This window comes from Streptomyces sp. NPDC056479 (assembly GCF_042795335.1).
GTDB lineage: Bacteria > Actinomycetota > Actinomycetes > Streptomycetales > Streptomycetaceae > Streptomyces.
In genome coordinates this window covers 798,673-820,808 of sequence record NZ_JBHTRZ010000004.1, presented here as the reverse complement: position 1 = coordinate 820,808, position 22,136 = coordinate 798,673, and the positions used below count along the sequence as shown (strand labels likewise).

Below are 22,136 nucleotides of genomic sequence, written 5' to 3'. Positions count from 1 at the left end.
CACGGGCGTGGTGGAGCGCGACTTCGTTCCCGTCGAGGCCCGCTGACACCTGCCGGTGGGGGTGCCGTTCCCTCGGTGCCGCCGCTGGTTGTGTGTCCTGGTCTGCGGCTGCTTCGGCCGGGGGTCCGGGGGTTGCCCCCCGGGTGGGCACGGCCACGGGCGTGGTGGAGCGCGACTTCGTTCCCGTCGAGGCCCGCTGACACCTGCCGGTGGGGGTGCCGTTCCCTCGGTGCCCCGCCGCTGGTTGTGTGTCCTGGCCTGCGGCTGCTTCGGCCGGACTTCCGTCACAAAGGGGGCGGGGTCGGCCGGGGGTTCGGGGGTTGCCCCCGGGTCTCCTATTCAGAGCCTCGTGCCCGGCTTCGGTCGGGTGCGGGGCTCTTGTGCGTTCGGGTTCTCACGTCGGTGCGGTGGGTGGGGACGTGTGAAGAGCGGGTGGGCGAATAAAGAAGGCGCCCTGGCGGCGGTCCCCCCACGGGCCGACGTCCAGGGCGCCTTCCCATGTCCCGGTGCGGATTCCCCCCACGGGATCCGGCCGGGCGTCTGAGAGACCAGCGCCTGAATTCGCTGTCTTTCGGTATCGCCGTTTGAGCAGAACGAGCAAAACTCGTCGTACTCATGGTTGTGTGCGATCTGCCGGGACAGCGCACGGTCGGGAGGGCCGCTCAAAGCTTCCCGATGTACGTGCCCCGGCAACGCAACTCTGAGGAAGTCCCCCAAGACATCCTCAGATGCCAGTTGGCGCCCCCCAAGACGCTCCCTGACATCGTCAACTTAGACCTTCGAACCCCTTCGATGGTTACGTTCACATCACTGTGATCTGCGTCTCTTGCATATGTCCGTTAGATACGCAAGAGCCCCGATATGGCGATCGAGACCCAAGCGTAAGGATGATGCGCGAGCCTTGTGAAGAGCTTATGTGAGCCGGGCGTCGGACTCCAGAGGGGTCCAGCGGGGTTCTTACTGCGAATTCACCGGAACGTCCGCAGCCGCAGGCTGTTCGACACCACGAACACGGACGAGAACGCCATGGCGGCACCCGCGATCATCGGGTTCAGCAACCCCGCCGCGGCCAGCGGCAACGCGGCGACGTTGTACCCGAAGGCCCACACGAGGTTGCCCTTGATCGTGGCCAGCGTCCGGCGCGACAGCCGGATGGCGTCCGCCGTCACCCGTAGATCACCGCGCACCAGGGTCAGATCACTCGCCTCGATCGCCGCGTCCGTCCCCGTGCCCATGGCCAGACCCAGATCGGCGGTGGCGAGCGCGGCCGCGTCGTTGACGCCGTCGCCGACCATGGCGACGCACCGGCCCTCGCGCCGCAGCCGCCGTACGACCTCGACCTTGTCCTCGGGCAGGACCTCCGCGATCACCTGATCGGTACCGATACCGACCGCGGTCGCCACCGCCTCGGCGACCGCCCGGTTGTCCCCGGTCAGCAGCACCGGAGTGAGCCCCAGCTCGCGCAGCTCGCGCACCGCCTCGGCGCTGGTCTCCTTCACCGCGTCCGCGACGGCGACGACACCGCGGGCCGCCCCGTCCCACCCGACCACGACGGCCGTACGACCGCCGCTCTCGGCCTCTTCCCTGGCGCGGGCCAGCCCGATGGGCAGCACGTCGTAGAGGCGCCCCACGACGACGTCACGGCCCTCCACATGCCCGCGTACACCCCGCCCGGGGACGTTCTCGAACCCCTCGACCTCCGGCAGCCGCCCGAGCCGCTCCTCGGCGCCGGTGGCGACGGCCCGGCCGACCGGGTGCTCGGAGGCATGCTCCACGGCGCCCGCGAGCCGCAGTACCTCGTCCTCGTCGGTGCCCTCGGCGGCGTACACCGTCTGGAGGGTCATCCGGCCGGTGGTGACCGTGCCGGTCTTGTCCAGGACCACGGTGTCGACCCGGCGGGTGGACTCCAGTACCTCGGGGCCCTTGATGAGGATGCCGAGCTGGGCGCCGCGGCCCGTGCCGACCATCAGGGCCGTGGGAGTGGCCAGGCCCAGGGCGCACGGGCAGGCGATGATCAGTACCGCGACGGCCGCGGTGAAGGCGGCGACCGGGTCGTCGGTGAGGCCGAGCCAGGCCCCGAAGGTGGCGATGGCCAGGACGATGACCGCCGGTACGAAGACCGCGGAGATCCGGTCGGCGAGCCGCTGCACCTCGGCCTTGCCGTTCTGCGCGTCCTCCACCAGTTTCGCCATCCGCGCGAGCCGGGTGTCGCCGCCGACCCGGGTCGCCGCCACGACCAGCCGCCCGCCGGCGTTGACCGTCGCGCCGGTCACCGCGTCGCCGACCGTGACGTCCACCGGTACCGACTCGCCGGTCAGCATGGCGGCGTCCACCGCCGAGTGGCCCTCGACGACGGTGCCGTCGGTGGCGATCTTCTCGCCCGGCCGTACGACGAACCGGTCGCCGACGGCCAGCCGGTCGACCGGGACACGGACCTCGCGACCGTCGCGCAGTACGGCGACGTCCTTCGCGCCCAGTTCCATGAGGGCGCGCAGCGCCGCACCCGCGCGGCGCTTGGAGCGGGCCTCCAAGTAGCGGCCGAGGAGGATGAACGTGACGACGCCGGAAGCCACTTCGAGGTAGATCTGCGAGGCGCCGTCCACACGGGAGACGGTGAACTCGAAGGTGTCGTGCATACCGGGCATGCCCGCGTCGCCGAGGAAGAGCGCCCACAGCGACCAGCCGAACGCCGCCAGCGTGCCCATCGAGATCAGCGTGTCCATCGTGGCCGCACCGTGCCGGGCGCCCGTGAACGCGGCCCGGTGGAAGGGCAGTCCGCCCCAGACGACGACCGGCGAGGCGAGGGTGAGTGCCAGCCACTGCCAGTTGTCGAACTGCAGGGCCGGGATCATCGACAGCGCGATGACGGGGGCGGCGAGCAGGGCGGAGACGGTGAGGCGCCGGCGGTATGCGGCCGGTTCGGCGTCTTCCTGGGCCCGCTGCGCCTCTTGCGGCGCGGGTCGCGGGGGAGCCGGCTCCGCGGCGGTGTACCCCGTCTTCTCCACTACGGCGATCAGGTCGGCGACCTGGAGGGACGCGGGGTGGGTGACCTTCGCCTTCTCCGTCGCGTAGTTCACCGTGGCGGTCACGCCGTCCATGCGGTTGAGCTTCTTCTCGACGCGGGCCGCGCAGGAGGCGCAGGTCATCCCGCCGATGAGCAGTTCGACTTGAGAGGTGGCGGACGGGTCGGCCGAGCCGGTCCGGTCGGCTGTGTCCGTGGTGCCGGCCGGAGCGGCTATCGGCGATTCGTCGGTGGTGCGGGTCATGACCAGACTCAGACCTTGCCGACCAGTTCGAAGCCCGCCTCGTCGACGGCGGCGCGCACGGCCTCGTCGTCCAGGGCGGCCGCGGAGACGACGGTGACCTCGCCGGTGGAGGCGACGGCCTTCACCGAGCTGACACCGGGGAGTTCGGAGATCTCGCCGGAGACGGCGCCCTCGCAGTGTCCGCAGCTCATGCCGCTCACCTTGTAGACGGCGGTGACGGAACCAGGGGTGTCGGTCTGGGCGGTCATGTGGTTCTCCTCGTCGAGGCATGTGGGGCCGAGGGGACCCAAGGGGTCCCTTCCCTTCCAACGGTATACCCCTATGGGGTACTGCTCAAAGAGGGGTGGCCCCTGTCGGTGCAGCACGGGTGTTCGGTGAGTACCGCGTGCTCACCCCGGGATGGGGGTGTGCCCCCGGCGGGGGCAGTGGGTCGCGGGATTCCCCCGAACGCGGGAGCTGATCCATGCACACCTGTCGGTACAGGCGCGTCACCTCGTGGTTCGGGTCGCGTCCGGGCGGCCGAGTCTGTCGCCCACCATCGGGTCGAGATAGCGGATCAGGGCGTACTTCAGCTCCTGGACATAGGCGTCGCGCTCCGCGCCCTCGTGGGCGAGCACCAGCTCCAGGCCCATCTTGTACAGGCCCAGGCACATATGGGCGGTCCGGGCGAGGTCGGCCGGATCGGCGTCGGGCAGGAACGAGGAGAGCAGGCCCTCGATCCGGGACAGTAGGGTCGCGTGCAGGGCGTCGTGCTCCTCGGCCATCCGGCCGGGGATGTCGGGGCCGTGCATCAGCGCGAAGAACACCGGGTGTTCGCAGTTGAAGGCGATGAACCGGTCGACGGCCGAGCCGACGGCCTCCTCCAGCGGGGTGGCGGGATCGACCGGGGCGAGCGCCTCGCCGTACATCTCGCGCATCTCGTGCATGAGCCGGTCGCCGAGCTCGATGGCGATCGCTTCCTTGTTCGGGAAGAACTGGTACAGCGTGCCCGGTGAGACGCCTGCCTCGCGTGCGATGGCGTTGGTGCTGGCGGCCGTGTAGCCCGTGGTGGTGAAGACGGCGGCCGCGGCCTCGAGCAGCTGGGCGATACGCCGCTCGCCGCGTGCCTGGCGGCGGCGCGGCTGCTCTTTCTCCTGGTGGACCTGGTCGTCCTTCTCCCGGTTGGCGGACACGCGTTATCCCCAGCTCTCCGAACGAGATTGACAAACGCGAGTGGTCGCTCGCATTCTGGAGAAACGCGAGCGATCTCTCGTGTTTGCCAGTCTATGGCAGTGACAGCTCCATGCTGCCTTGCTGTGCACGGCATGGATCAGGGTGAAGGGGACACCGCACAATGACCGAAGTCAACAGGCCACCCCGCATCGGAGGCTGGACCCGCTTCGTGACGGCCCGTCCACGGTTGTCCCTGCTCGTGGCCCTGGTGATCACCGCGCTCGCCGTGCTGGCCGGCAGCGGCGTCGCCGACCGGCTGGGCAGCGGCGGCTGGGAGGACCCGGACGCGGAGTCGACCTATGCGACCAAGGCGCTGGAGCGTGAGTTCCCCGCCTCCCAGCCCAACCTCCTGCTCCTCGTCGACGCGGGCAGCGACTCGGTGGACGACCCGGCGGTCACCGCGGAGGCCCGGCGTCTCATAGCGCGCCTGGCCGACGAGAAGGGCGTCGTGGGTGTCGGCTCCTACTGGCAGGCCAAGTCGCCCGCCCTTCGGGCCGAGGACGGCCATGAGGCGCTGATCGCCGCCCGGATCACCGGCGAAGAGAAGCAGATGGGCGAGACCCTGGACCGCATCGCGCCCGAGTTCCGGGGCGCGCAGGGCCCGGTCGAGGTGAGCGTCGGCGGCCCGGTCGCGGTGCGGCACGAGATGCAGACGACCATCCAGGAGGACCTGCTCCGTGCCGAGATGATCGCCCTGCCGGTCACCCTGGTGCTGCTGGTCATGGTCTTCGGCAGCGCGGTCGCGGCCCTGCTGCCGCTCGGCATCGGCATCGTCGCGATCCTCGGCACGAACGCGGTGCTGCGCGGTCTGACCGAGTTCACCGATGTGTCGGTCTTCGCGATGAACCTCACCACGGCCCTCGGCCTCGGTCTCGCCATCGACTACGCCCTGTTCATCGTCCGCCGCTTCCGCGAGGAGCTGGCCACCGGCGCCGAACCGCTGGCGGCGGTCGGCACGACCCTGCGCACGGCCGGCCGGACGGTCCTCTTCTCCGCTCTCACGGTCGCCGTGTCCCTCGCGGCGATGCTGCTCTTCCCGCAGTACTTCCTGCGGTCCTTCGCCTACGCCGGGATCGCGGTGGTGCTGCTGGCCGCGGCTGCCGCGCTGATACTGCTCCCGGCGGCACTGGTCCTGCTCGGTCACCGGGTCAACTCCCTGGACCTGCGCCGTCTGTTCCGGCGCGGACGGCCGAAGGACCCCGCCGAGGCGTCCGGTGCGGCGGAGGGCCGGGCCTGGACCCGCACCGCGAACCTGGTGATGCGCCGCGCCCCGTTCTTCGCCCTCGGCACCACCGCCGTACTGGTCCTGCTCGGACTGCCCTTCCTGGGCGTGAAGTTCGGCACCGCCGACGACCGTCAGCTGCCCTCGAGCGCCGAGTCCCATGTCGTCCAGCAGCACATCCGCGACGGCTTCCCGGGCAGCCCGGGCGGCGGCCTGGAAGTGCTGGCCGAGGGACGGGCGACCCAGGCGCAGTACGCCGACTACAAGGAGCGGATCGCCGCCCTGCCGGAGGTGGTGCGGGTCGAGGGGCCGCTGGTGAAGGGCGAGTCGGCCTACTTCACGGTGCTGCCCAAGGGCGAGGCGGTGGACGGCCCGGCCCAGCACCTGGTCGATGAACTGCGGGCCACGAAGGCGCCGTTCGACACCAAGGTCACCGGCGCGGCCGCGGTCCTGGTCGACTCCAAGGACGCGATAGCCGAACGCCTGCCGCTGGCGGCCGCCTTCATCGTGATCGTCACCCTGCTGCTGGTGTTCCTGCTGACGGGCAGCGTGCTGATCCCGATCCAGGCCGTGGTGCTCAACGCGCTCAGCCTGACGGCGATGTTCGGCGCCGTGGTCTGGGTCTTCCAGGACGGCCATCTGTCCGGCCTGCTCGGCTTCACCAGCCCGGGCTCGATCGAGACGACCCTCCCGGTGCTGATGTTCTGCGTCGCCTTCGGACTGTCGATGGACTACGGCGTGTTCCTGCTGTCCCGCATCAAGGAGGAGTACGACGCGACGGGCGACCACGACAAGGCGGTCCGGCACGGCTTGCAGCGCACCGGCGGTCTGATCACCGCCGCCGCGGTGATCCTCGCGGTGGTGATGGTGGCGATAGGCACCTCCCGGGTGACCAACACCAAGATGCTCGGCCTCGGCATCGCCCTGGCGGTGCTGATGGACGCGATGATCGTCCGCAGCCTTCTGGTCCCGGCGGTCATGCGCCTCACGGGGCGGGCGACCTGGTGGGCGCCGGGGCCGCTGCGGCGGTTCCACAACCGCTTCGGCGTCAGCGAGGAGGAGCCGAAGCCGGATGCGACGCCCGAGCCCGCACGGGAGCGGGACAAGGTGAGCGCACACGGCTGACCGCACGGCGCACCCCGGCCGATCGAGCGGAGTCGGCGCCGTACCGCGATCCCGGTGGAGCGTCTAGCGTTCGCGGTGATCTCAGTGCAACGGGCGCGGCCGAGAGGAGCCGGGGATGCGGGCTGTGGTGTTCGAGCGGTACGGGGAAGCGGCCGAGGTACGTGATGTGCCCGACCCGCACCCCACTCCCCACGGAGTGACCGTGCGGGTCGAGGCGACGGGGCTGTGCCGCAGTGACTGGCACGGCTGGCAGGGGCACGACCCGGACATCGCGCTGCCGCATGTGCCGGGCCATGAACTCGCCGGTGTCGTCGAGGCGGTGGGTGACCGGGTGACCGGCTGGCGCCCCGGCGACCGGGTCACCGTGCCGTTCGTGTGCGCCTGCGGCAGCTGCGCGGCGTGTGCGGCCGGCGACCAGCAGGTGTGCGAGCGCCAGACCCAGCCCGGCTTCACCCACTGGGGCTCCTTCGCCCAGTACGTCGCGCTGGACCACGCCGACGTCAACCTCGTCGCCGTACCCGAGGGGATGTCCTTCGTGACCGCGGCCGCGCTGGGCTGCCGGTTCGCCACGGCGTTCCGGGCGGTCGTGCAGCAGGGCCGGGTGGCGGCGGGGGAGTGGGTCGCGGTGCACGGCTGCGGCGGGGTGGGTCTGTCGGCGGTGATGATCGCGGCGGCGTCGGGCGCGCGGGTCGTCGCGGTCGACGTCTCACCGGGGGCCCTGGACCTGGCGCGGAAGTTCGGGGCGATGGAGTGCGTGGACGCGTCGAGCACGCCGGACACGGCGGCGGCGATCCATGACCTCACCGGCGGTGGCGCCCACCTCTCGCTGGACGCCCTCGGCTCGCCCGTCACCTGCGCCGCCTCCGTCAACGGCCTGCGCCGCCGGGGCCGGCACCTCCAGGTGGGACTGCTCCCCTCGGAGTCCGGCACGACACCGGTCCCCATGGCCCGCGCCATCGCCCTGGAGCTGGAGATCCTCGGCAGTCACGGCATGGCGGCGCACACCTACCCGCCGATGCTGGAGCTGGTGCGGGCGGGGGCGCTGCGGCCTGATCTGCTGGTGACACGGACGATCCCGCTGGACGCGGTGCCGTCGGCGCTGGCGGCGCTCGGGACAGCGCGGGGGGCGGGGGTGACGGTCATCGAGCCGTGGAGCTGAGGGCGGTGTCCGGATGGCCGCGATGGGCCGCCCACTCGGGGGCGAGGATCGCCATCCGCACCTCGTCGATCCACTCGCCCGACTGCCACACCGACTGCCGGTCGACACCCTCGGCGACGAAGCCGGCCTTCTCGTAGGCACGCCGGGCCCGGGGATTGTGGGACAGGACGCACAACGAGATGCGGTGCAGACCGAGTTGCTCGAAGCCGTGCCCCACGATCAGCCGGACGGCTTCCGTGCCCAGACCGCGGTCGCGTCCGTCCGGGCCGATCAGGATGCGGAAGTTGCAGCTGCGGTTGTGCTCGTCCCAGTCGTTCAGGACGGCCTCGCCGACGAGTTCACCGCTCGCCCGGTCCACTATGGCGAGATCGAGTCGGTCGCTCTGGTCGTTCCGGCTCCCGTACCAGGCACGCAACCGCTCCGGCCCGAACTCCTCGTCCGGACTGCCGGTGAGCCGGATCACCTCGGGGTCGGCCAGGATCCGTTCCAGCACGGGCACGTCCTCCTCCGAGAACGGACGCAACAGTGCTCTCTCGCCGCGGAGTACGGGCTTTACGGAGAAGTCGCTCATGGAGCGACTGTGCCCCACGGCGGGGGTGGGGCACAGCTGGTTTTCCGGGGGGTGGTCAGTCCGCTCTGCGACCTCGGTTGCCCGGCCGGGACGCCACCCAGGCCCGCACGGTGTCCGCGTACCAGTAGGGCTTGCCGCTCTCCACATGGTCGGGCGGCGGCAGCAGCCCGTGCTTGCGGTAGGACCGTACGGTGTCCGGCTGCACCTTGATGTGCGCGGCGATCTCCTTGTAGGACCAGAGCCTTCGGTCGGTCATCAGTTGCACCTCCCCGCGCGCGCCGCGGCGGCGACCGGGGGCTGGTCGTCGGGGGGACCGTGCGCTGCGCTGGCGATCACAAAGCCTGTGCTCCGTGAACGATGCGAAGTGAGGACAGGACAGGGCCTGTGCGCCGGGTGTGACGCAAGACCCGCGTACTTGGGACATGTGTGACGTGAAAGGTGCGCTTGTGACACAGGTGACGCAAAGGCGCACGCGGGTGTAAGGGCGCGGCGCGTTGACATCCGTCGCCGGCGCATCGGCGCATCGGCGCAACGGTGGGCCGGACCCTTCCCCAAGCTCTCGACTTCGCTCGAGCAGGGGATACCCCTATCGCCGGGCTCGGCCCACCAGCTCCCCCGCCTCTGTGCGGTCCGGTCGCCGAGGACCACAGACTGCATTCAGCCAGGCTCGCGGGTCTTGGAAAAATGCGCACTGCGGTCGGACGCGAGCACGAGACTCGTCGCCTCACCGGCCAGGCGGTCCGGGGCAGGCGTCCCGCCCGGCACCATGACGGAGCGCCGCCGCGCGGCGGTGAACTCGCGCGGCGTGCACGCCGTCATGGCCTTGAACTCGCCGCTCAGATGGGCCTGGTCGTAGAACCCGCAGGCCGCCGCGGTCTCCGCCGGTCCCATCCCCGCCGCCAGCAGCCTGCGCGCACGTTGCAGCCGCAGCACCCGGGCCGCCGCCTTCGGCCCCAGCCCGATCTGCTCCCGGAAACGGTTCTCCAGGTGCCGTACGCTCCACCCCACCCCCTCGGCGAGCCGCCGTACCGGCACCGCGCCACCGGTACGCACCAGCTCCGCCCAGGCCCGCACCACCCGCACCGAACAGGGCGTACCGGCGTCCGCCCAGTGCGCGAACACGTCGTCGAGCAGCCCGAACCGTCGCTCCCAGCCCGGCAACGCGGCGAGCGCGGCGGCGAGTTCACCGACGCCGGACCACCGGCCCAGGGCGTGCGGCAGCTCATCGGGATCGACGGTGCGGTCGGCCAGCTCGTACTGCGGCGTCCCGAACAGCGTGAACGCGGCCCACGGCATCAGCAGCACCTCGATGCCCGCCATCCGCCCACTGTGCTCTCCGACGGCAGGGGTGGTCGTAGGCCCGCAATAGACCGAGACCAGCGTGTCCGGGGCCCGGCCGGCGCGCGTGATCCGCACCGGATCCCCGAACCCCAGCAACAGAGTCGCCGCCCCGATGGGCGCCTCCAGCCGCCGCCGAGGCCGTTCCAGGGCGAGCCGGATCCCGCGATAACTGATCACACCGGGCCGCAGCCGTGGGTGCGGCAGCGCGAGGGCGGTCTCCCAAGTGCCCCAGGGGCCGCCCCCCGACCGAAATCGCACGGCACTTGTCATCCACCCATGCTGCAACCCACCAGCGGCGCGGGGAACCGTGCGGCCGGCCCAACCCCCGGAGGATGCTGGTTCGAATGTCTGGACAAAACATTGACAGGCCTCCCCCACCAGGGCTACAAAGCCGTGGAGAGCCGCGACAAGGGAGACAGAGGAAGCCGATGGCGTACGACCTGATCACCATGGGGCGGATCGGAGTGGACCTCTACCCCCTGCAGACCGGCGTCCCACTGCCGCAGGTCACGTCCTTCGGCAAGTTCCTCGGCGGCTCGGCGACGAACGTCGCGGTCGCCGCCGCCCGTCTGGGACGGCGGACCGCGGTGATCACCCGCACCGGCGACGACCCCTTCGGCACCTACCTCCACGAGGCCCTCCAGGGCTTCGGCGTGGACGACCGCTGGGTCACCCCGGTCCCGGGGCTGCCCACCCCGGTCACCTTCTGCGAGGTCTTCCCGCCGGACGACTTCCCGCTGTACTTCTACCGGCAGCCCAAGGCCCCGGACCTGGAGATCGACGCCCATGAGCTCGACCTCGACGCCATCCGCGACGCCCGGATCTTCTGGGTCACCGGCACCGGCCTGAGCGAGGAACCCAGCCGTACGGCGACGCTCGCGGCCCTCGCCCACCGCGCCAAGTCCGGCATCACGGTCTTCGACCTCGACTGGCGCCCCATGTTCTGGCACGACCCGGACACCGCCCGCCCCTTCTACGCGGAGGCGCTCAAGCACACCACCGTCGCCGTCGGCAATCTCGACGAGGTGGAGGTCGCGACCGGGGTCCGCGAGCCGCACGCCGCCGCCCGCGCGCTCCTCGACGCCGGTGTCGAGATCGCGGTCGTCAAGCAGGGCCCCAAGGGTGTTCTCGCCGTCAACAGCAAGGGCGACCAGGCCGAGGTCCCGCCGCTGCCGGTGAACGTCCTCAACGGTCTCGGCGCGGGTGACGCCTTCGGCGGCTCCCTCTGCCACGGGCTGCTCGAAGGCTGGGAGCTGGAGAAGATCATGCGGCACGCCAACGCCGCCGGTGCCATCGTCGCCTCCCGCCTGGAGTGCTCCTCCGCGATGCCGACGCCGCAGGAGATCGAGGCCGCGATCGCCGCGGGGGCCGTCAAGTGACCGCCGAAGCCCGCGAGCCCCGCGGAACGAGCCACCCCGTGACCGTGGACATCGCGGAACTGGTCCGGCTGCGCACCCGGCGCCCCGAGGCGGTCGCGGAGGCCGCGGCCGGCCGCACACGCAGGCCCCTCCTCGACGACAGCGGCCGGCTGATGATCGTCGCCGCCGACCACCCGGCCCGCGGCGCCCTCGGCGTCGGCCACCGCAAGTTCGCCATGGCCAACCGCGCCGACCTGCTCGAACGTCTCTGCCTGGCGCTCTCCCGCCCCGGCGTGGACGGCGTCCTCGCCACCGCCGACATCCTCGACGACCTGCTCCTCCTCGGCGCACTCGACGGCAAGGTCGTCATGGGCTCGATGAACCGGGGCGGCCTCCAGGGTGCCGGCTTCGAGCTCGACGACCGCTTCACCGGTCACCGTGCCGAGGACATCGAGCGCCTGCGCTTCGACGCCGGCAAGCTGCTGCTGCGCGTCGACTACGACGACCCGGGCTCCCTCACCACGCTGGAGTCCACCGCCCGCGCGATCGACGAGATGGCCGCCCGCCGGCTCCCGGTCTTCGTCGAGCCGTTCCTCAGCCGGCGCACCCCCGAGGGCAAGGTCGTCAACGACCTGTCCGCCGAGGCCGTCACCAAGTCCATCGCCATCGCCTCGGGACTCGGCGGCACCTCTGCCTACACCTGGCTGAAGCGCCCGGTCACCGAGAACCCCGACGACATGGCGGAGGTCATGCAGACCTCCACGCTGCCGGCCGTGCTGCTCGGCGGCGAGGTCGGCGACGACCAGGACGGGGCATACGAGAAGTGGCGGGACGCGCTCCAACTGCCCACCGTGCGGGGTCTGGTGGTGGGCCGCTCGTTGCTCTACCCGGCGGACGGGGACGTGGCCGCCGCCGTCGACACCGCCGTAGGACTGCTGTGAGGGCCTTATGACGAACCGCGAGCCGCACACCGGGACGGACAACGGGCTGTTCGTCCCCAGGGGCACCACCGCCGATGTGAACTACGCACTCGACATCGACCCCAAGCGGGCCGGGTGGACTCACAGCAGCCTGCGGATCGTGGAACTGGGGCCCGGTGGCACGCACATGTTCACCACCGGGGACAGTGAATGGATCGTGCTTCCGCTGAACGGCGGATGCACCGTGGACATCGAGAACGAGAAGTACCAACTCCTGGGCAGGGAAAACGTATTCAGTGGAGTCACCGACTTCGCCTACGTGCCCCGTGACGCCCGGGCACAGATCGCCTCCGGCGCGGGTGGCCGCTTTGCTTTGGCAGGAGCGAAGTGCGAGCGAAGACTCCCCGCCCGCTACGGCCCCGCGCCGGAGGTTCCCGTCGAGCGACGCGGCAGCGGCACCTGCACCCGGCAGGTCCGCAACTTCGCCGCCGCCGACGTCTTCGACTGCGACCGGCTGATCGCCGTCGAGGTGATCACACCCGGGGGCAACTGGTCGGCCATCGGTCCTGCGGACCCGCCGCACAAGCACGACGAGACGCGGCCCGGCGAGGAATCCGAGCTGGAGGAGATCTACTACTTCGAGATCGACGGCCCGAACGGTTTCGGCTATCAGCGCGTATTCCCCTCGCGTGAGGGCGGATCCGACGTCCTCGCGGAGGTCCGCTCCGGCGATGCCGTTCTCGTGCCCGACGGATGGCACGGCCCGTCCATCGCCCAGCCCGGCCACGACATGTACTACCTCAATGTCATGGCCGGTCCGGGCGAGAATCGTCAGTGGCGGATCCGCTTCCATCCGGACCACGTACAAAGCACAGAGGGGTACCGATGACCTCAACGACGAGGCTCACGGTCGCACAGGCGCTCGTCCGCTTCCTGTCCGCCCAGTACACCGAGCGTGACGGCGTACGGCAGCGCCTGATCGGCGCCACCTGGGGCATCTTCGGCCACGGCAACGTCGCCGGGATCGGCCAGGCGCTCCTGGAGCACGCCGACGCCATGCCGTACCACCAGGGCCGCAACGAACAGGCGATGGTGCACGCGGCCGTCGGCTACGCCCGCCAGTCGGGCCGCCTGTCCACCCACGCCGTGACCACCTCCATCGGCCCCGGTGCGACCAACCTCGTCACCGGCGCCGCGCTCGCGACCGTCAACCACCTCCCGGTCCTGCTCCTGCCCGGCGACATCTTCGCCACCCGGCCCGCCGACCCGGTCCTGCAGCAGCTCGAAGTGCCCTACGCCGGCGATGTGTCGGTCAACGACTGTCTGCGCCCGGTGTCGAAGTACTTCGACCGGATCACCCGCCCGGAAGCCCTGATCCCGGCCGCGCTGAACGCCATGCGAGTCCTCACGGACCCGGTCGAGACCGGCGCGGTCACGCTCGCGCTGCCCCAGGACGTGCAGGCCGAGGCCTACGACTGGCCCGACGACCTCTTCGCCGAGCGCACCTGGGTCGTCCGCCGGCCGGGCGCCGACCCGACCGAACTCGCCGAGGCCGTACGGGCGATCCGTGCGGCGAGCAGGCCACTGGTCATCGCGGGCGGCGGCGTCCACCACAGCCGCGCCGAGGACGCGCTCGCCGAGTTCGCGGCGGTCACCCGCATCCCGGTCGCCTCCACCCAGGCCGGCAAGGGCTCCCTGCGCCACGACCACCCCCAGGACGTCGGCGGGGTCGGCCACACCGGCACCGCCACCGCCGACGAGCTCGCCCGCACCGCCGACCTGGTGATCGGCGTGGGGACGCGGTACACCGACTTCACCACCGCCTCCGGCACCCTCTTCGCCGGCGCGGGCGTCCGCTTCCTCAACCTCAACATCGCGCCCTTCGACGGCCACAAGCTCGCCGGCATGCCGCTGATCGCGGACGCCCGCAGCGGTCTCCAGGAGCTGACCGCGGCCCTGGACATGCACGCGTACCGGGTCGCCGACGGCTACAGCACCGAGTACACCGAGGACAAGGAGCGCTGGGAGCAGCGCGTCGACGCCTGCTTCGAGGCCGACGAGATCGACGTACGGCCGACACAGCCGCAGGTCCTGGGCGCGCTGGACGCGATCGTGGACGAGACGGACGTGATCGTCAACGCGGCCGGCTCCCTCCCCGGCGATCTGCACAAGCTGTGGCGGGCGCGCTCACGGGACCAGTACCACCTGGAGTACGGCTACTCCTGCATGGGCTACGAGATCCCGGCCGCGCTCGGTGTGAAGCTGGCCGCGCCCGAGCGCAACGTCTGGGCGCTGGTGGGCGACGGCACGTATCTGATGATGCCGACGGAGATCGTGACCGCCGTGCAGCAGGGCGTCGCGATCAAGGTGTTGCTCGTGCAGAACCACGGGTACGCGTCCATCGGCGGCCTGTCGGCGGAGACGGGCGGCGAGCGCTTCGGCACCGCGTACCGCTTCCGCGCTCAGGACGGCACGTTCTCGGGACCCCCGCTCCCCGTCGACCTGGCCGCCAACGCGGCCAGCCTGGGCATGCGGGTGCTGCGCGCGAAGACCGTGGGCGATCTGCGTGAGGCGCTCGTCGAGGCCCGCGCCGCCGACACTCCCACATGTGTCTACGTCGAGACCCAAACGGCAGACACAGTGTCGGGCGCGCCGCCCGCGCAGGCCTGGTGGGATGTTCCCGTGGCCGAGACCGCGACCCGACCGTCGGCGGTCAAGGCACGTGAGCTGTACGAACGGCACGTCTCGACCCGACGCCGCCATCTGTGAAGGAGTTACCGGTCATGACGAAGATCGTCAACCACTGGATCGGCGGCAAGACCGCCGAAGGGGCGTCGGGTACGTACGGGCCGGTCACCGACCCGGCGACCGGCGCGGTCACCACGAAGGTCGCCTTCGCCTCGGTCGACGAGGTGGACGCCGCCGTCGCCGCCGCCAAGGAGGCGTATCTGACCTGGGGCCAGTCGTCGCTGGCCCAGCGCACCTCGATCCTGTTCAAGTTCCGTGCGCTGCTGGACGCCCACCGGGACGAGATCGCCGAGCTGATCACCGCCGAGCACGGCAAGGTGCACTCCGACGCGCTCGGTGAGGTGGCGCGCGGTCTGGAGATCGTCGACCTGGCCTGTGGCATCAACGTGCAGCTGAAGGGCGAGCTGTCGACGCAGGTCGCGAGCCGTGTCGATGTCTCGTCCATCCGGCAGCCGCTCGGTGTCGTCGCGGGCATCACGCCGTTCAACTTCCCGGCGATGGTGCCGATGTGGATGTTCCCGCTGGCCATCGCGTGCGGCAACACCTTCGTGCTCAAGCCGAGCGAGAAGGACCCCTCGGCCTCGCTGAAGCTCGCCGAGCTGCTCGCCGAGGCCGGTCTGCCGGACGGCGTCTTCAACGTCGTGAACGGCGACAAGGTGGCCGTCGACCGCCTCCTGGAGCACCCGGACGTCAAGGCCGTCTCCTTCGTCGGCTCGACCCCGATCGCCCGCTACATCCACACCACGGCCTCCGCCAACCACAAGCGCGTCCAGGCCCTCGGCGGCGCCAAGAACCACATGCTGGTGCTGCCGGACGCCGATCTGGACGCGGCGGCCGACGCCGCCGTGTCGGCCGCCTACGGTTCCGCCGGAGAGCGCTGCATGGCCATCTCCGCCGTCGTCGCGGTCGGCTCGATCGGCGACGAGCTGGTCGACAAGATCCGTGAGCGCGCCGAGAAGATCAAGATCGGCCCCGGCAACGACCCGACCTCCGAGATGGGCCCGCTGATCACCGCCGTCCACCGTGACAAGGTCGCCTCCTACGTCACCGGCGCCGCGGCCGACGGCGCCGAGGTGGTCCTCGACGGCACCGGCTACACGGTCGACGGCTTCGAGGACGGCCACTGGATCGGCATCTCGCTGCTCGACAAGGTCCCGACCACCGCCAAGGCCTACCAGGACGAGATCTTCGGCCCCGTCCTGTGCGTGCTGCGCGCCGAGACCTACGAGGACGGCGTGGCGCTGATCAACAGTTCGCCGTTCGGCAACGGCACCGCGATCTTCACCCGGGACGGCGGCGCCGCCCGCCGCTTCCAGCTGGAGATCGAGGCCGGCATGGTCGGCGTGAACGTCCCGATCCCGGTCCCCGTCGGCTACCACAGCTTCGGCGGCTGGAAGGACTCGCTCTTCGGCGACCACCACATCTACGGCAACGACGGCACGCACTTCTACACCCGCGGCAAGGTCGTCACCACCCGCTGGCCCGACCCGGCCGACGCCCCCGTCGGCGTCGACCTCGGTTTCCCGCGCAACCACTGACGCCGAGCGTCCCGGGGCCGTCCGCATCGCGGACGGCCCCATTTTTTTGCGGGCGCACGCTGCGGTTCCCGCACGCCCCGAAGCCGCTGTGCTCCAAGCCTTGACGCAACGTTAACGCGCGAAATCGCGCTCTCCGGCCACGGATTCCGTAGGTGAACACCCATTGACGTGACGGTTTCCGTCAATGTTGCATCCCCCTCGTGACCGACACCCTCACCCCCGTCGAGGGCGCCGTCGTCGAGGCGTCTCACGGCCCCAAGAAGCTCAAGCGCTCGATCGGCGTGGTCGGCGGCACCCTGCTCACGCTCTCCTGCGTGACACCCGCCTCCACCCTCTTCGTGGTCGTCCCGGACCTCTTCGGCTCGCTCGGCACCGCGACCGCCCTCACCATCGCCATCGGCTCCCTGCTGTGCGTCGCCGTGGCGTTCTGCTACTCGGAGCTGGGCACCCTCATCCCCAGCGCCGGCGGCGAGTACGCCATGGTGTCCACGCTGGCCGGACGGCTGGCGGGCTGGCTGGTGTTCGTGCTGTCCCTGCTGGTCGTCATGGTCGTCCCGCCGGTGATCGCGATGGGCACCGCCGACTACCTCGCCCCCATCGTCCACCTCGACCCGGCCATGACCGGCGCCGGCGTCATGCTGCTCGCCACCCTCGCCGGTCTGCTCGATCTGCGCGCCAACGCCTGGATCACCGGCGTCTTCCTGGTCCTGGAGGTCATCGCCGCGGCCGTCGTGGCGGTGCTGGGCTTCGCCCACGCCGAGCGGGGCCCCGCCAGCCTGGTCTCGATGGACGTGGCCGGCGCGGACGGCCGTACGGACACCGTGACGGCCCTGCTGATCGTCTCCGGGCTCGCCATCGCCCTGTTCGTCACCCAGGGCTTCTCGACGGCCGTCTACCTCTCCGAGGAGCTGGAGAACCCGCGGCGCAACGTCGCCCGCACGGTGCTGGCCACCCTCGCCATCTCCGCCGTGATCATCCTGGTCCCGGTCGTCGCCATCACCCTGGGCGCGGCGGACCTCGGTGAACTGACCGGCGGCGACATCGGCTCCATGGTCACCGCCTGGTCCAACTCCGCCGTCGGCACCTTCGTCAGCCTCTGCGTGGCCCTGGCGATCATCAACGCGGGCATCGTCATGGTCATCCAGAACTCCCGCGTGCTGTTCGCCTCCGCCCGCGACAAGGCCTGGCCCGAGCCGGTGAACGACGTCCTCGCCAAGCTCGGCCGCTTCGGCTCCCCGTGGGTCGCCACCCTCGCGGTCGGCGTGCCCGGCGCCGCCCTGTGCTTCGTCGATCTCGACACCCTGTACGGCGTCACGGGCGTCTCCGTGACCGGCATGTACCTGCTCGTCGCGGTCGCCGCCCTGCTCGCCCGGCGCGGCGCGCACCGGCACACACGCGCGTGGCGGATGCCGCTGTGGCCCGCGATGCCCGTCCTGCTGATCGCGGTCCTCGGCTACATCCTCACCCAGCAGGAGACGGCCCATCTGCTGTGGACCGGCGGCATCACGGCCGCGGCCACCCTCTACTGGGCCCTGTACCTGCGCCCGCGGCGCGAGACGCGGTGGCTGGTGACGGTCCCGGAGGACGCGCAGGACTGACCGAGGGCCGGGGGATCAGCCGAAGTCCCACGTCACCACCGAGCACGACCCGTCGTCCTTGCCACCCGCACTCCGGTAGGTGGCGAGGGCGACGTCGTTGCCGGTGTCGACCAGCACCCACATCCCGTAGCACCCCAGCTCACGCCCCAGCGCGTCGAGCCGCCGCACCAGCGCCCGCCCGATGCCCCGCCGCCGATAGGGCTCGGCCACCCCCAGCTCGTACAGGAACATCTCGGCACCCTTGTCCGGGTGCACGGTCTCGACCCCGCTGACGAAACCCACCGGCTCGCCGTCCATATAGGCCACGAGGAGATGGTGACCGCCGGATCCGAGGAACCGCTCGGCCCACTCGGTGCGCACCGGGTGATCGAACAGATGCTCGGCGGCGGCGACCTCGGCGAGGGTGGTGCCCCGGCGGATGTCCATGTGCCTTCGTACCACGGCTGGTGTACGCGGGAGCGGGCTCGTACTTCCCTGGGAGGGGCCGGGGTTCGGCCTCCGGTAGATAACTTGCCGACAGGTTCGCCCCGTACCGTTGAACCATGGATCTTCGATTGCCCGGGCTCCGTGCGCTACGGAGGCCGCGGCGGCTGCTGGCCGCCGCGGCCGCTGTCGTGGTCGTGGCCGGTGCGGGGACATGGACGGCCGTCGCGGACGACGGCGCGCCCGCGGTGCGGCGTGCCGACCGGGTCATGGACATGGGGGACGGGGTGCGCATCGACACCTCGTACTTCACGGCCGCCGACAGCGGCCGCCGCCCCGCCGTCCTGCTCGCGCACGGCTTCGGCGGCAGCAAGGACGACGTACGGCAGCAGGCCGAGGACCTGGCCCGGGACGGGTACGCCGTCCTGACCTGGTCGGCCCGCGGCTTCGGGCGGTCGACCGGCGAGGTCGGGCTGAACGACCCCAAGGGCGAGGTCGCCGACGTCTCCGGGCTGCTCGACTGGCTGGCGAAGCAGCCCCAGATCGAGCTCGACAAGACCGGCGACCCGCGCGTCGGCATGGCCGGCGGCTCCTACGGCGGCGCGATCTCCCTGCTGGCCGCCGGATACGACGACCGCGTGGACGCCATCGCCCCGGCGATCACGTACTGGAACCTCGCGGACGCGCTGTTCCCGAACGGCGTGTTCAAGAAGCTCTGGGCGGGCATCTTCGTCAACTCGGCCGGCGGCTGCGACAAGTTCGAGAAGCAGATCTGCGAGATGTACGAACGGGTCGCCGAGTCCGGCACCCCGGACGCGCAGGCCCGCAGCATGCTGCAGGAGCGCTCGCCGTCCGCCGTCGGCGACCGCATCAAGGTCCCCACCCTGCTGATGCAGGGCCAGTCCGACTCCCTCTTCCCGCTGGGCCAGGCCGACCGGGCCGCGCAGGCGATCCGCGCCAACGGCGCCCCGGTCGACGTCGACTGGATCGCCGGCGGCCATGACGGCGGCGACATGGAGACCGGCCGGATCCAGGCCCGCGTCCAGTCCTGGTTCGACCGCTACCTCAAGGACGACAAGGGCACCGACACGGGCCCGGCCTTCCGTGTCACCCGCACCGGAGGCGTCGACTCCACCGACGGCCAGGCCCTGCTCCGGGGCGCGAGCGCGGACTCCTACCCCGGCCTGGGCAGCGGCCCGAAGTCCTTCCGCCTCGCCGGCGGCGAGCAGAGCTTCGCCAACCCGGCCGGCGCCAGCCCGCCCGCCGTCTCGGCCCTGCCCGGCCTCGGCGGCTCCGGAGGCCTCGCCCAGCTGTCCTCGCTGGGCGTTGGGGTGTCCCTGGACTTCCCCGGCCAGTTCGCCGCCTTCGAGTCGGCGCCGGTCGCCGACAACCTGCGCATCACCGGCTCCCCGAAGGCGACCGTGCACGTGAAGTCGACCAGCGAGGACGCGGTGCTCTTCGCCAAGGTCTACGACGTCGGCCCCGGCGGCACCCAGCAGGTGCTGCCGTCCCAGCTGGTCACACCCTTGCGCGTCGAGGACGCCAAGGCCGGCAAGGACGTGACGATCACGCTCCCCGCCATCGACCACGACATCGAGAGCGGCCACCGCCTGCGCCTGGTCGTCTCCTCCACCGACCTCGGCTACGCCTCCCCGGTCTCGCCGGCGACGTACACGGTCTCACTGAAGAGCGACCTGTCCGTCCCCACCGCCCCCGGCGTGAGCACCGCCGCCGCCCCGCTGCCGTCCTGGGTGTGGTGGCTGCCGCTCGCGGGGGCGGGCGTCGCCCTGGCCCTGCTCGTGACCGCCCGCCGCCGCACCGCCACCCCGCCGCCCGACCCCGAACTGGCCGAGGTCCCGCTCCAGATCACCGACCTGAGCAAGCGGTACGCGGGTTCTGAGGACCGTTACGCGGTACGGGACCTCTCCTTCCGCGTCGAGAAGGGCCAGGTCCTCGGACTGCTCGGCCCGAACGGCGCGGGCAAGACGACGACCCTGCGCATGCTGATGGGCCTGATCAAGCCGGACGCCGGCGAGGTCCGCGTCTTCCGTCACGCCATCCGCCCCGGCGCGCCCGTCCTCTCCCGGGTCGGCGCCTTCGTCGAGGGCGCGGGCTTCCTGCCGCACCTCTCCGGCCGGGAGAACCTGGAGCTGTACTGGCAGGCCACGGGCCGCCCGCCGCAGGACGCCCACCTCGACGAGGCGCTGGAGATCGCCGGCCTCGGCGACGCGCTGGCCCGCGCGGTGCGCACGTACTCCCAGGGCATGCGCCAGCGCCTGGCCATCGCGCAGGCCATGCTCGGCCTCCCGGACCTCCTCATCCTGGACGAACCGACCAACGGCCTCGACCCGCCCCAGATCCGCGAGATGCGCCAGGTGATGATCCGCTATGCCGCCGCCGGCCGCACGGTGATCGTCTCCAGCCATCTCCTGGCGGAGGTCGAGCAGACCTGCACCCACCTCGTGGTGATGGACCGCGGCCGCCTCGTACAGGCGGGCCCGGTCGGCGAGATCGTCGGCTCCGGCGACACGCTGCTCGTCGGCACGGCCACGGCCCTCGAGGAGCCGGTCGTCGAGAAGGTCGCGGCCCTGCCGGGCGTGGCCTCGGCCGTCCGCACCGACGACGGACTGCTCGTCCGCCTCGACCCGGACGGCAGCGCCACCCGGCTGGTCGCCGAACTGGTCCGCCTCGAAGTGCCCGTCCAGTCGGTCGGCCCGCACCGCCGCCTGGAAGACGCCTTCCTCACCCTGATCGGAGGCTCCGCATGAGCACGCTCACCGAGCGCACCGAGGTCGCCTCCGGCTACCGGGCGGGCCGTACGCTGCCCCTCCGGGTCGAACTGGTCCGCCAGCTGAAGCGCCGCCGCACGCTGGTGATGTTCGGCATCCTCGCCGTCCTGCCGTTCGTCCTGGTCGCGGCGTTCGCGATCGGCGGCGAACCGGACGGCGGCGGCAACCGCATCACCCTGATGGACACGGCCACGGCGTCCGGCGCGAACTTCGCCGCCGTGAACCTGTTCGTCTCCGCGGGCTTCCTGCTGGTGATCCCCGTCGCGCTGTTCTGCGGGGACACCGTGGCGTCGGAGGCCGGCTGGTCCTCCCTGCGCTACCTCCTCGCGGCGCCCGTGCCCCGGGCGCGCCTGCTGTGGTCCAAGCTCGTGGTCGCGCTCGGTCTGAGCCTGGCCGCGATGGTCCTGCTGCCGCTGGTCGCGCTGGCCGTGGGCACGGCGGCGTACGGCTGGGGCCCGCTGCAGATCCCCACCGGCGGCTCACTCGACACCGGCACGGCAGCGCAGCGCCTGCTGGTGGTCGTGGCGTACATCTTCGTGTCCCAACTGGTCACCGCGGGCCTGGCGTTCTGGCTCTCGACCAAGACGGACGCCCCGCTCGGCGCGGTCGGCGGCGCGGTGGGTCTGACGATCGTCGGCAACGTCCTCGACGCGGTGACCGCGCTCGGCGACTGGCGTCACTTCCTGCCCGCGCACTGGCAGTTCGCGTGGGCGGACGCCGTACAGCCCACTCCCGAGTGGTCCGGCATGATCCAGGGCACGGCGATTTCCATAACGTACGCCCTGGTCCTGTTCGCGCTGGCCTTCCGCGGTTTCGCCCGCAAGGACATCGTCTCGTAGGTCACCGGAAGATCACCCACCGGTCTC

17 protein-coding genes are annotated in these 22,136 nt (G+C 71.3%); 10 read left to right on the top strand and 7 right to left on the bottom strand.

The features are described 5' to 3' along the window. Positions 1-968 precede the first annotated feature (968 nt). The 3 genes from ACFQ6S_RS20230 to ACFQ6S_RS20220 form a co-directional block, all read right to left on the bottom strand. Positions 969-3,266 carry a heavy metal translocating P-type ATPase gene (locus tag ACFQ6S_RS20230; protein WP_383411234.1) on the bottom strand — a complete coding sequence of 766 codons (2,298 nt, stop codon included), beginning with the start codon at positions 3,264-3,266 and terminating at the stop codon, positions 969-971. 8 nt (positions 3,267-3,274) lie between these two features. Beyond that, a complete protein-coding gene (locus ACFQ6S_RS20225; protein WP_383411231.1) occupies positions 3,275-3,514 on the bottom strand; it encodes a heavy-metal-associated domain-containing protein in 240 nt (79 codons plus the stop codon). Between the two features lie 240 nt (positions 3,515-3,754). After that, a complete protein-coding gene (locus ACFQ6S_RS20220; protein ID WP_383411228.1) occupies positions 3,755-4,438 on the bottom strand; it encodes a TetR/AcrR family transcriptional regulator in 684 nt (227 codons plus the stop codon). 161 nt (positions 4,439-4,599) lie between these two features. Here ACFQ6S_RS20220 and ACFQ6S_RS20215 point away from each other — a divergent pair, with 161 nt between their 5' ends. Together ACFQ6S_RS20215 and ACFQ6S_RS20210 are read left to right on the top strand one after the other, a co-directional pair. Then, entirely contained in the window at positions 4,600-6,825 is a 2,226-nt protein-coding gene (locus ACFQ6S_RS20215) for an MMPL family transporter (protein ID WP_383411225.1), read from the top strand. Between the two features lie 115 nt (positions 6,826-6,940). After that, positions 6,941-7,984 (top strand): zinc-dependent alcohol dehydrogenase family protein, encoded by a 1,044-nt coding sequence (locus ACFQ6S_RS20210; RefSeq protein WP_383411222.1) that lies wholly within the window; start codon positions 6,941-6,943, stop codon positions 7,982-7,984. Here ACFQ6S_RS20210 and ACFQ6S_RS20205 read toward each other — a convergent pair. The 3 genes from ACFQ6S_RS20205 to ACFQ6S_RS20195 all read right to left on the bottom strand — a co-directional run bounded on the left by ACFQ6S_RS20205 (position 7,965) and on the right by ACFQ6S_RS20195 (position 10,166). After that, complete coding sequence (locus tag ACFQ6S_RS20205) at positions 7,965-8,555, bottom strand: GNAT family N-acetyltransferase (protein WP_383411220.1); 591 nt, start codon at positions 8,553-8,555, stop codon at positions 7,965-7,967. The two genes, ACFQ6S_RS20210 and ACFQ6S_RS20205, sit on opposite strands and share 20 nt — an antisense overlap. Before the next feature lie 55 nt (positions 8,556-8,610). Beyond that, positions 8,611-8,811 (bottom strand): helix-turn-helix transcriptional regulator, encoded by a 201-nt coding sequence (locus tag ACFQ6S_RS20200; protein ID WP_383411217.1) that lies wholly within the window; start codon positions 8,809-8,811, stop codon positions 8,611-8,613. Positions 8,812-9,212: 401 nt separating this feature from the next. Then, positions 9,213-10,166, bottom strand: coding sequence for a helix-turn-helix domain-containing protein (locus tag ACFQ6S_RS20195; protein ID WP_383411215.1), 954 nt, complete (start codon positions 10,164-10,166; stop codon positions 9,213-9,215). A gap of 158 nt (positions 10,167-10,324) precedes the next feature. Between ACFQ6S_RS20195 and iolC the strand changes: the two genes are divergently transcribed. The 6 genes from iolC (at position 10,325) to ACFQ6S_RS20165 (ending at position 18,058) form a co-directional block, all read left to right on the top strand. Then, positions 10,325-11,275: a 5-dehydro-2-deoxygluconokinase gene (gene iolC / locus ACFQ6S_RS20190; RefSeq protein WP_383411213.1), complete on the top strand. Its 951-nt coding sequence runs from the start codon at positions 10,325-10,327 to the stop codon at positions 11,273-11,275. 38 nt (positions 11,276-11,313) lie between these two features. Then, positions 11,314-12,195: a deoxyribose-phosphate aldolase gene (locus ACFQ6S_RS20185; RefSeq protein WP_383411210.1), complete on the top strand. Its 882-nt coding sequence runs from the start codon at positions 11,314-11,316 to the stop codon at positions 12,193-12,195. A gap of 7 nt (positions 12,196-12,202) precedes the next feature. Beyond that, positions 12,203-13,063, top strand: coding sequence for a 5-deoxy-glucuronate isomerase (iolB, locus tag ACFQ6S_RS20180; RefSeq protein ID WP_383411207.1), 861 nt, complete (start codon positions 12,203-12,205; stop codon positions 13,061-13,063). Continuing rightward, positions 13,060-14,943: a 3D-(3,5/4)-trihydroxycyclohexane-1,2-dione acylhydrolase (decyclizing) gene (iolD, locus tag ACFQ6S_RS20175; RefSeq protein WP_383411203.1), complete on the top strand. Its 1,884-nt coding sequence runs from the start codon at positions 13,060-13,062 to the stop codon at positions 14,941-14,943. The genes iolB and iolD overlap by 4 nt, the downstream gene beginning before the upstream one ends. 14 nt (positions 14,944-14,957) lie before the next feature. Then, entirely contained in the window at positions 14,958-16,460 is a 1,503-nt protein-coding gene (gene mmsA, locus ACFQ6S_RS20170) for a CoA-acylating methylmalonate-semialdehyde dehydrogenase (protein ID WP_383411200.1), read from the top strand. 200 nt (positions 16,461-16,660) lie between these two features. Continuing rightward, positions 16,661-18,058 (top strand): APC family permease, encoded by a 1,398-nt coding sequence (locus ACFQ6S_RS20165; RefSeq protein WP_383411197.1) that lies wholly within the window; start codon positions 16,661-16,663, stop codon positions 18,056-18,058. Positions 18,059-18,073: 15 nt separating this feature from the next. Here the strand turns inward: ACFQ6S_RS20165 and ACFQ6S_RS20160 are convergent, their stop codons facing one another. Then, on the bottom strand, positions 18,074-18,484 hold the full coding sequence (locus ACFQ6S_RS20160; RefSeq protein WP_383411193.1) for a GNAT family N-acetyltransferase: 411 nt from the start codon (positions 18,482-18,484) through the stop codon (positions 18,074-18,076). Positions 18,485-18,600: 116 nt separating this feature from the next. On the opposite strand from ACFQ6S_RS20160, the gene ACFQ6S_RS20155 reads away from it, so the two are divergent. Both ACFQ6S_RS20155 and ACFQ6S_RS20150 read left to right on the top strand, forming a co-directional pair. Next, positions 18,601-21,249: a CocE/NonD family hydrolase gene (locus ACFQ6S_RS20155; protein WP_383411191.1), complete on the top strand. Its 2,649-nt coding sequence runs from the start codon at positions 18,601-18,603 to the stop codon at positions 21,247-21,249. Beyond that, on the top strand, positions 21,246-22,109 hold the full coding sequence (locus ACFQ6S_RS20150; protein ID WP_383411187.1) for an ABC transporter permease: 864 nt from the start codon (positions 21,246-21,248) through the stop codon (positions 22,107-22,109). Before ACFQ6S_RS20155 ends, ACFQ6S_RS20150 begins: the two co-directional genes overlap by 4 nt. The last annotated feature ends 27 nt before the right edge of the window (positions 22,110-22,136 follow it).

What these genes read in the sequence shown, in the direction of transcription:
- ACFQ6S_RS20230 (WP_383411234.1), bottom strand. Translation starts at nt 3,266, where the DNA reads ATGACCCGCACCACCGACGAATCGCCGATAGCCGCTCCGGCCGGCACC.
- ACFQ6S_RS20225 (WP_383411231.1), bottom strand. Translation starts at nt 3,514, where the DNA reads ATGACCGCCCAGACCGACACCCCTGGTTCCGTCACCGCCGTCTACAAG.
- ACFQ6S_RS20215 (WP_383411225.1), top strand. Translation starts at nt 4,600, where the DNA reads ATGACCGAAGTCAACAGGCCACCCCGCATCGGAGGCTGGACCCGCTTC.
- ACFQ6S_RS20210 (WP_383411222.1), top strand. Translation starts at nt 6,941, where the DNA reads ATGCGGGCTGTGGTGTTCGAGCGGTACGGGGAAGCGGCCGAGGTACGT.
- ACFQ6S_RS20205 (WP_383411220.1), bottom strand. Translation starts at nt 8,555, where the DNA reads ATGAGCGACTTCTCCGTAAAGCCCGTACTCCGCGGCGAGAGAGCACTG.
- ACFQ6S_RS20200 (WP_383411217.1), bottom strand. Translation starts at nt 8,811, where the DNA reads ATGACCGACCGAAGGCTCTGGTCCTACAAGGAGATCGCCGCGCACATC.
- ACFQ6S_RS20195 (WP_383411215.1), bottom strand. Translation starts at nt 10,166, where the DNA reads ATGACAAGTGCCGTGCGATTTCGGTCGGGGGGCGGCCCCTGGGGCACT.
- iolC (WP_383411213.1), top strand. Translation starts at nt 10,325, where the DNA reads ATGGCGTACGACCTGATCACCATGGGGCGGATCGGAGTGGACCTCTAC.
- iolB (WP_383411207.1), top strand. Translation starts at nt 12,203, where the DNA reads ATGACGAACCGCGAGCCGCACACCGGGACGGACAACGGGCTGTTCGTC.
- iolD (WP_383411203.1), top strand. Translation starts at nt 13,060, where the DNA reads ATGACCTCAACGACGAGGCTCACGGTCGCACAGGCGCTCGTCCGCTTC.
- mmsA (WP_383411200.1), top strand. Translation starts at nt 14,958, where the DNA reads ATGACGAAGATCGTCAACCACTGGATCGGCGGCAAGACCGCCGAAGGG.
- ACFQ6S_RS20160 (WP_383411193.1), bottom strand. Translation starts at nt 18,484, where the DNA reads ATGGACATCCGCCGGGGCACCACCCTCGCCGAGGTCGCCGCCGCCGAG.
- ACFQ6S_RS20155 (WP_383411191.1), top strand. Translation starts at nt 18,601, where the DNA reads ATGGATCTTCGATTGCCCGGGCTCCGTGCGCTACGGAGGCCGCGGCGG.
- ACFQ6S_RS20150 (WP_383411187.1), top strand. Translation starts at nt 21,246, where the DNA reads ATGAGCACGCTCACCGAGCGCACCGAGGTCGCCTCCGGCTACCGGGCG.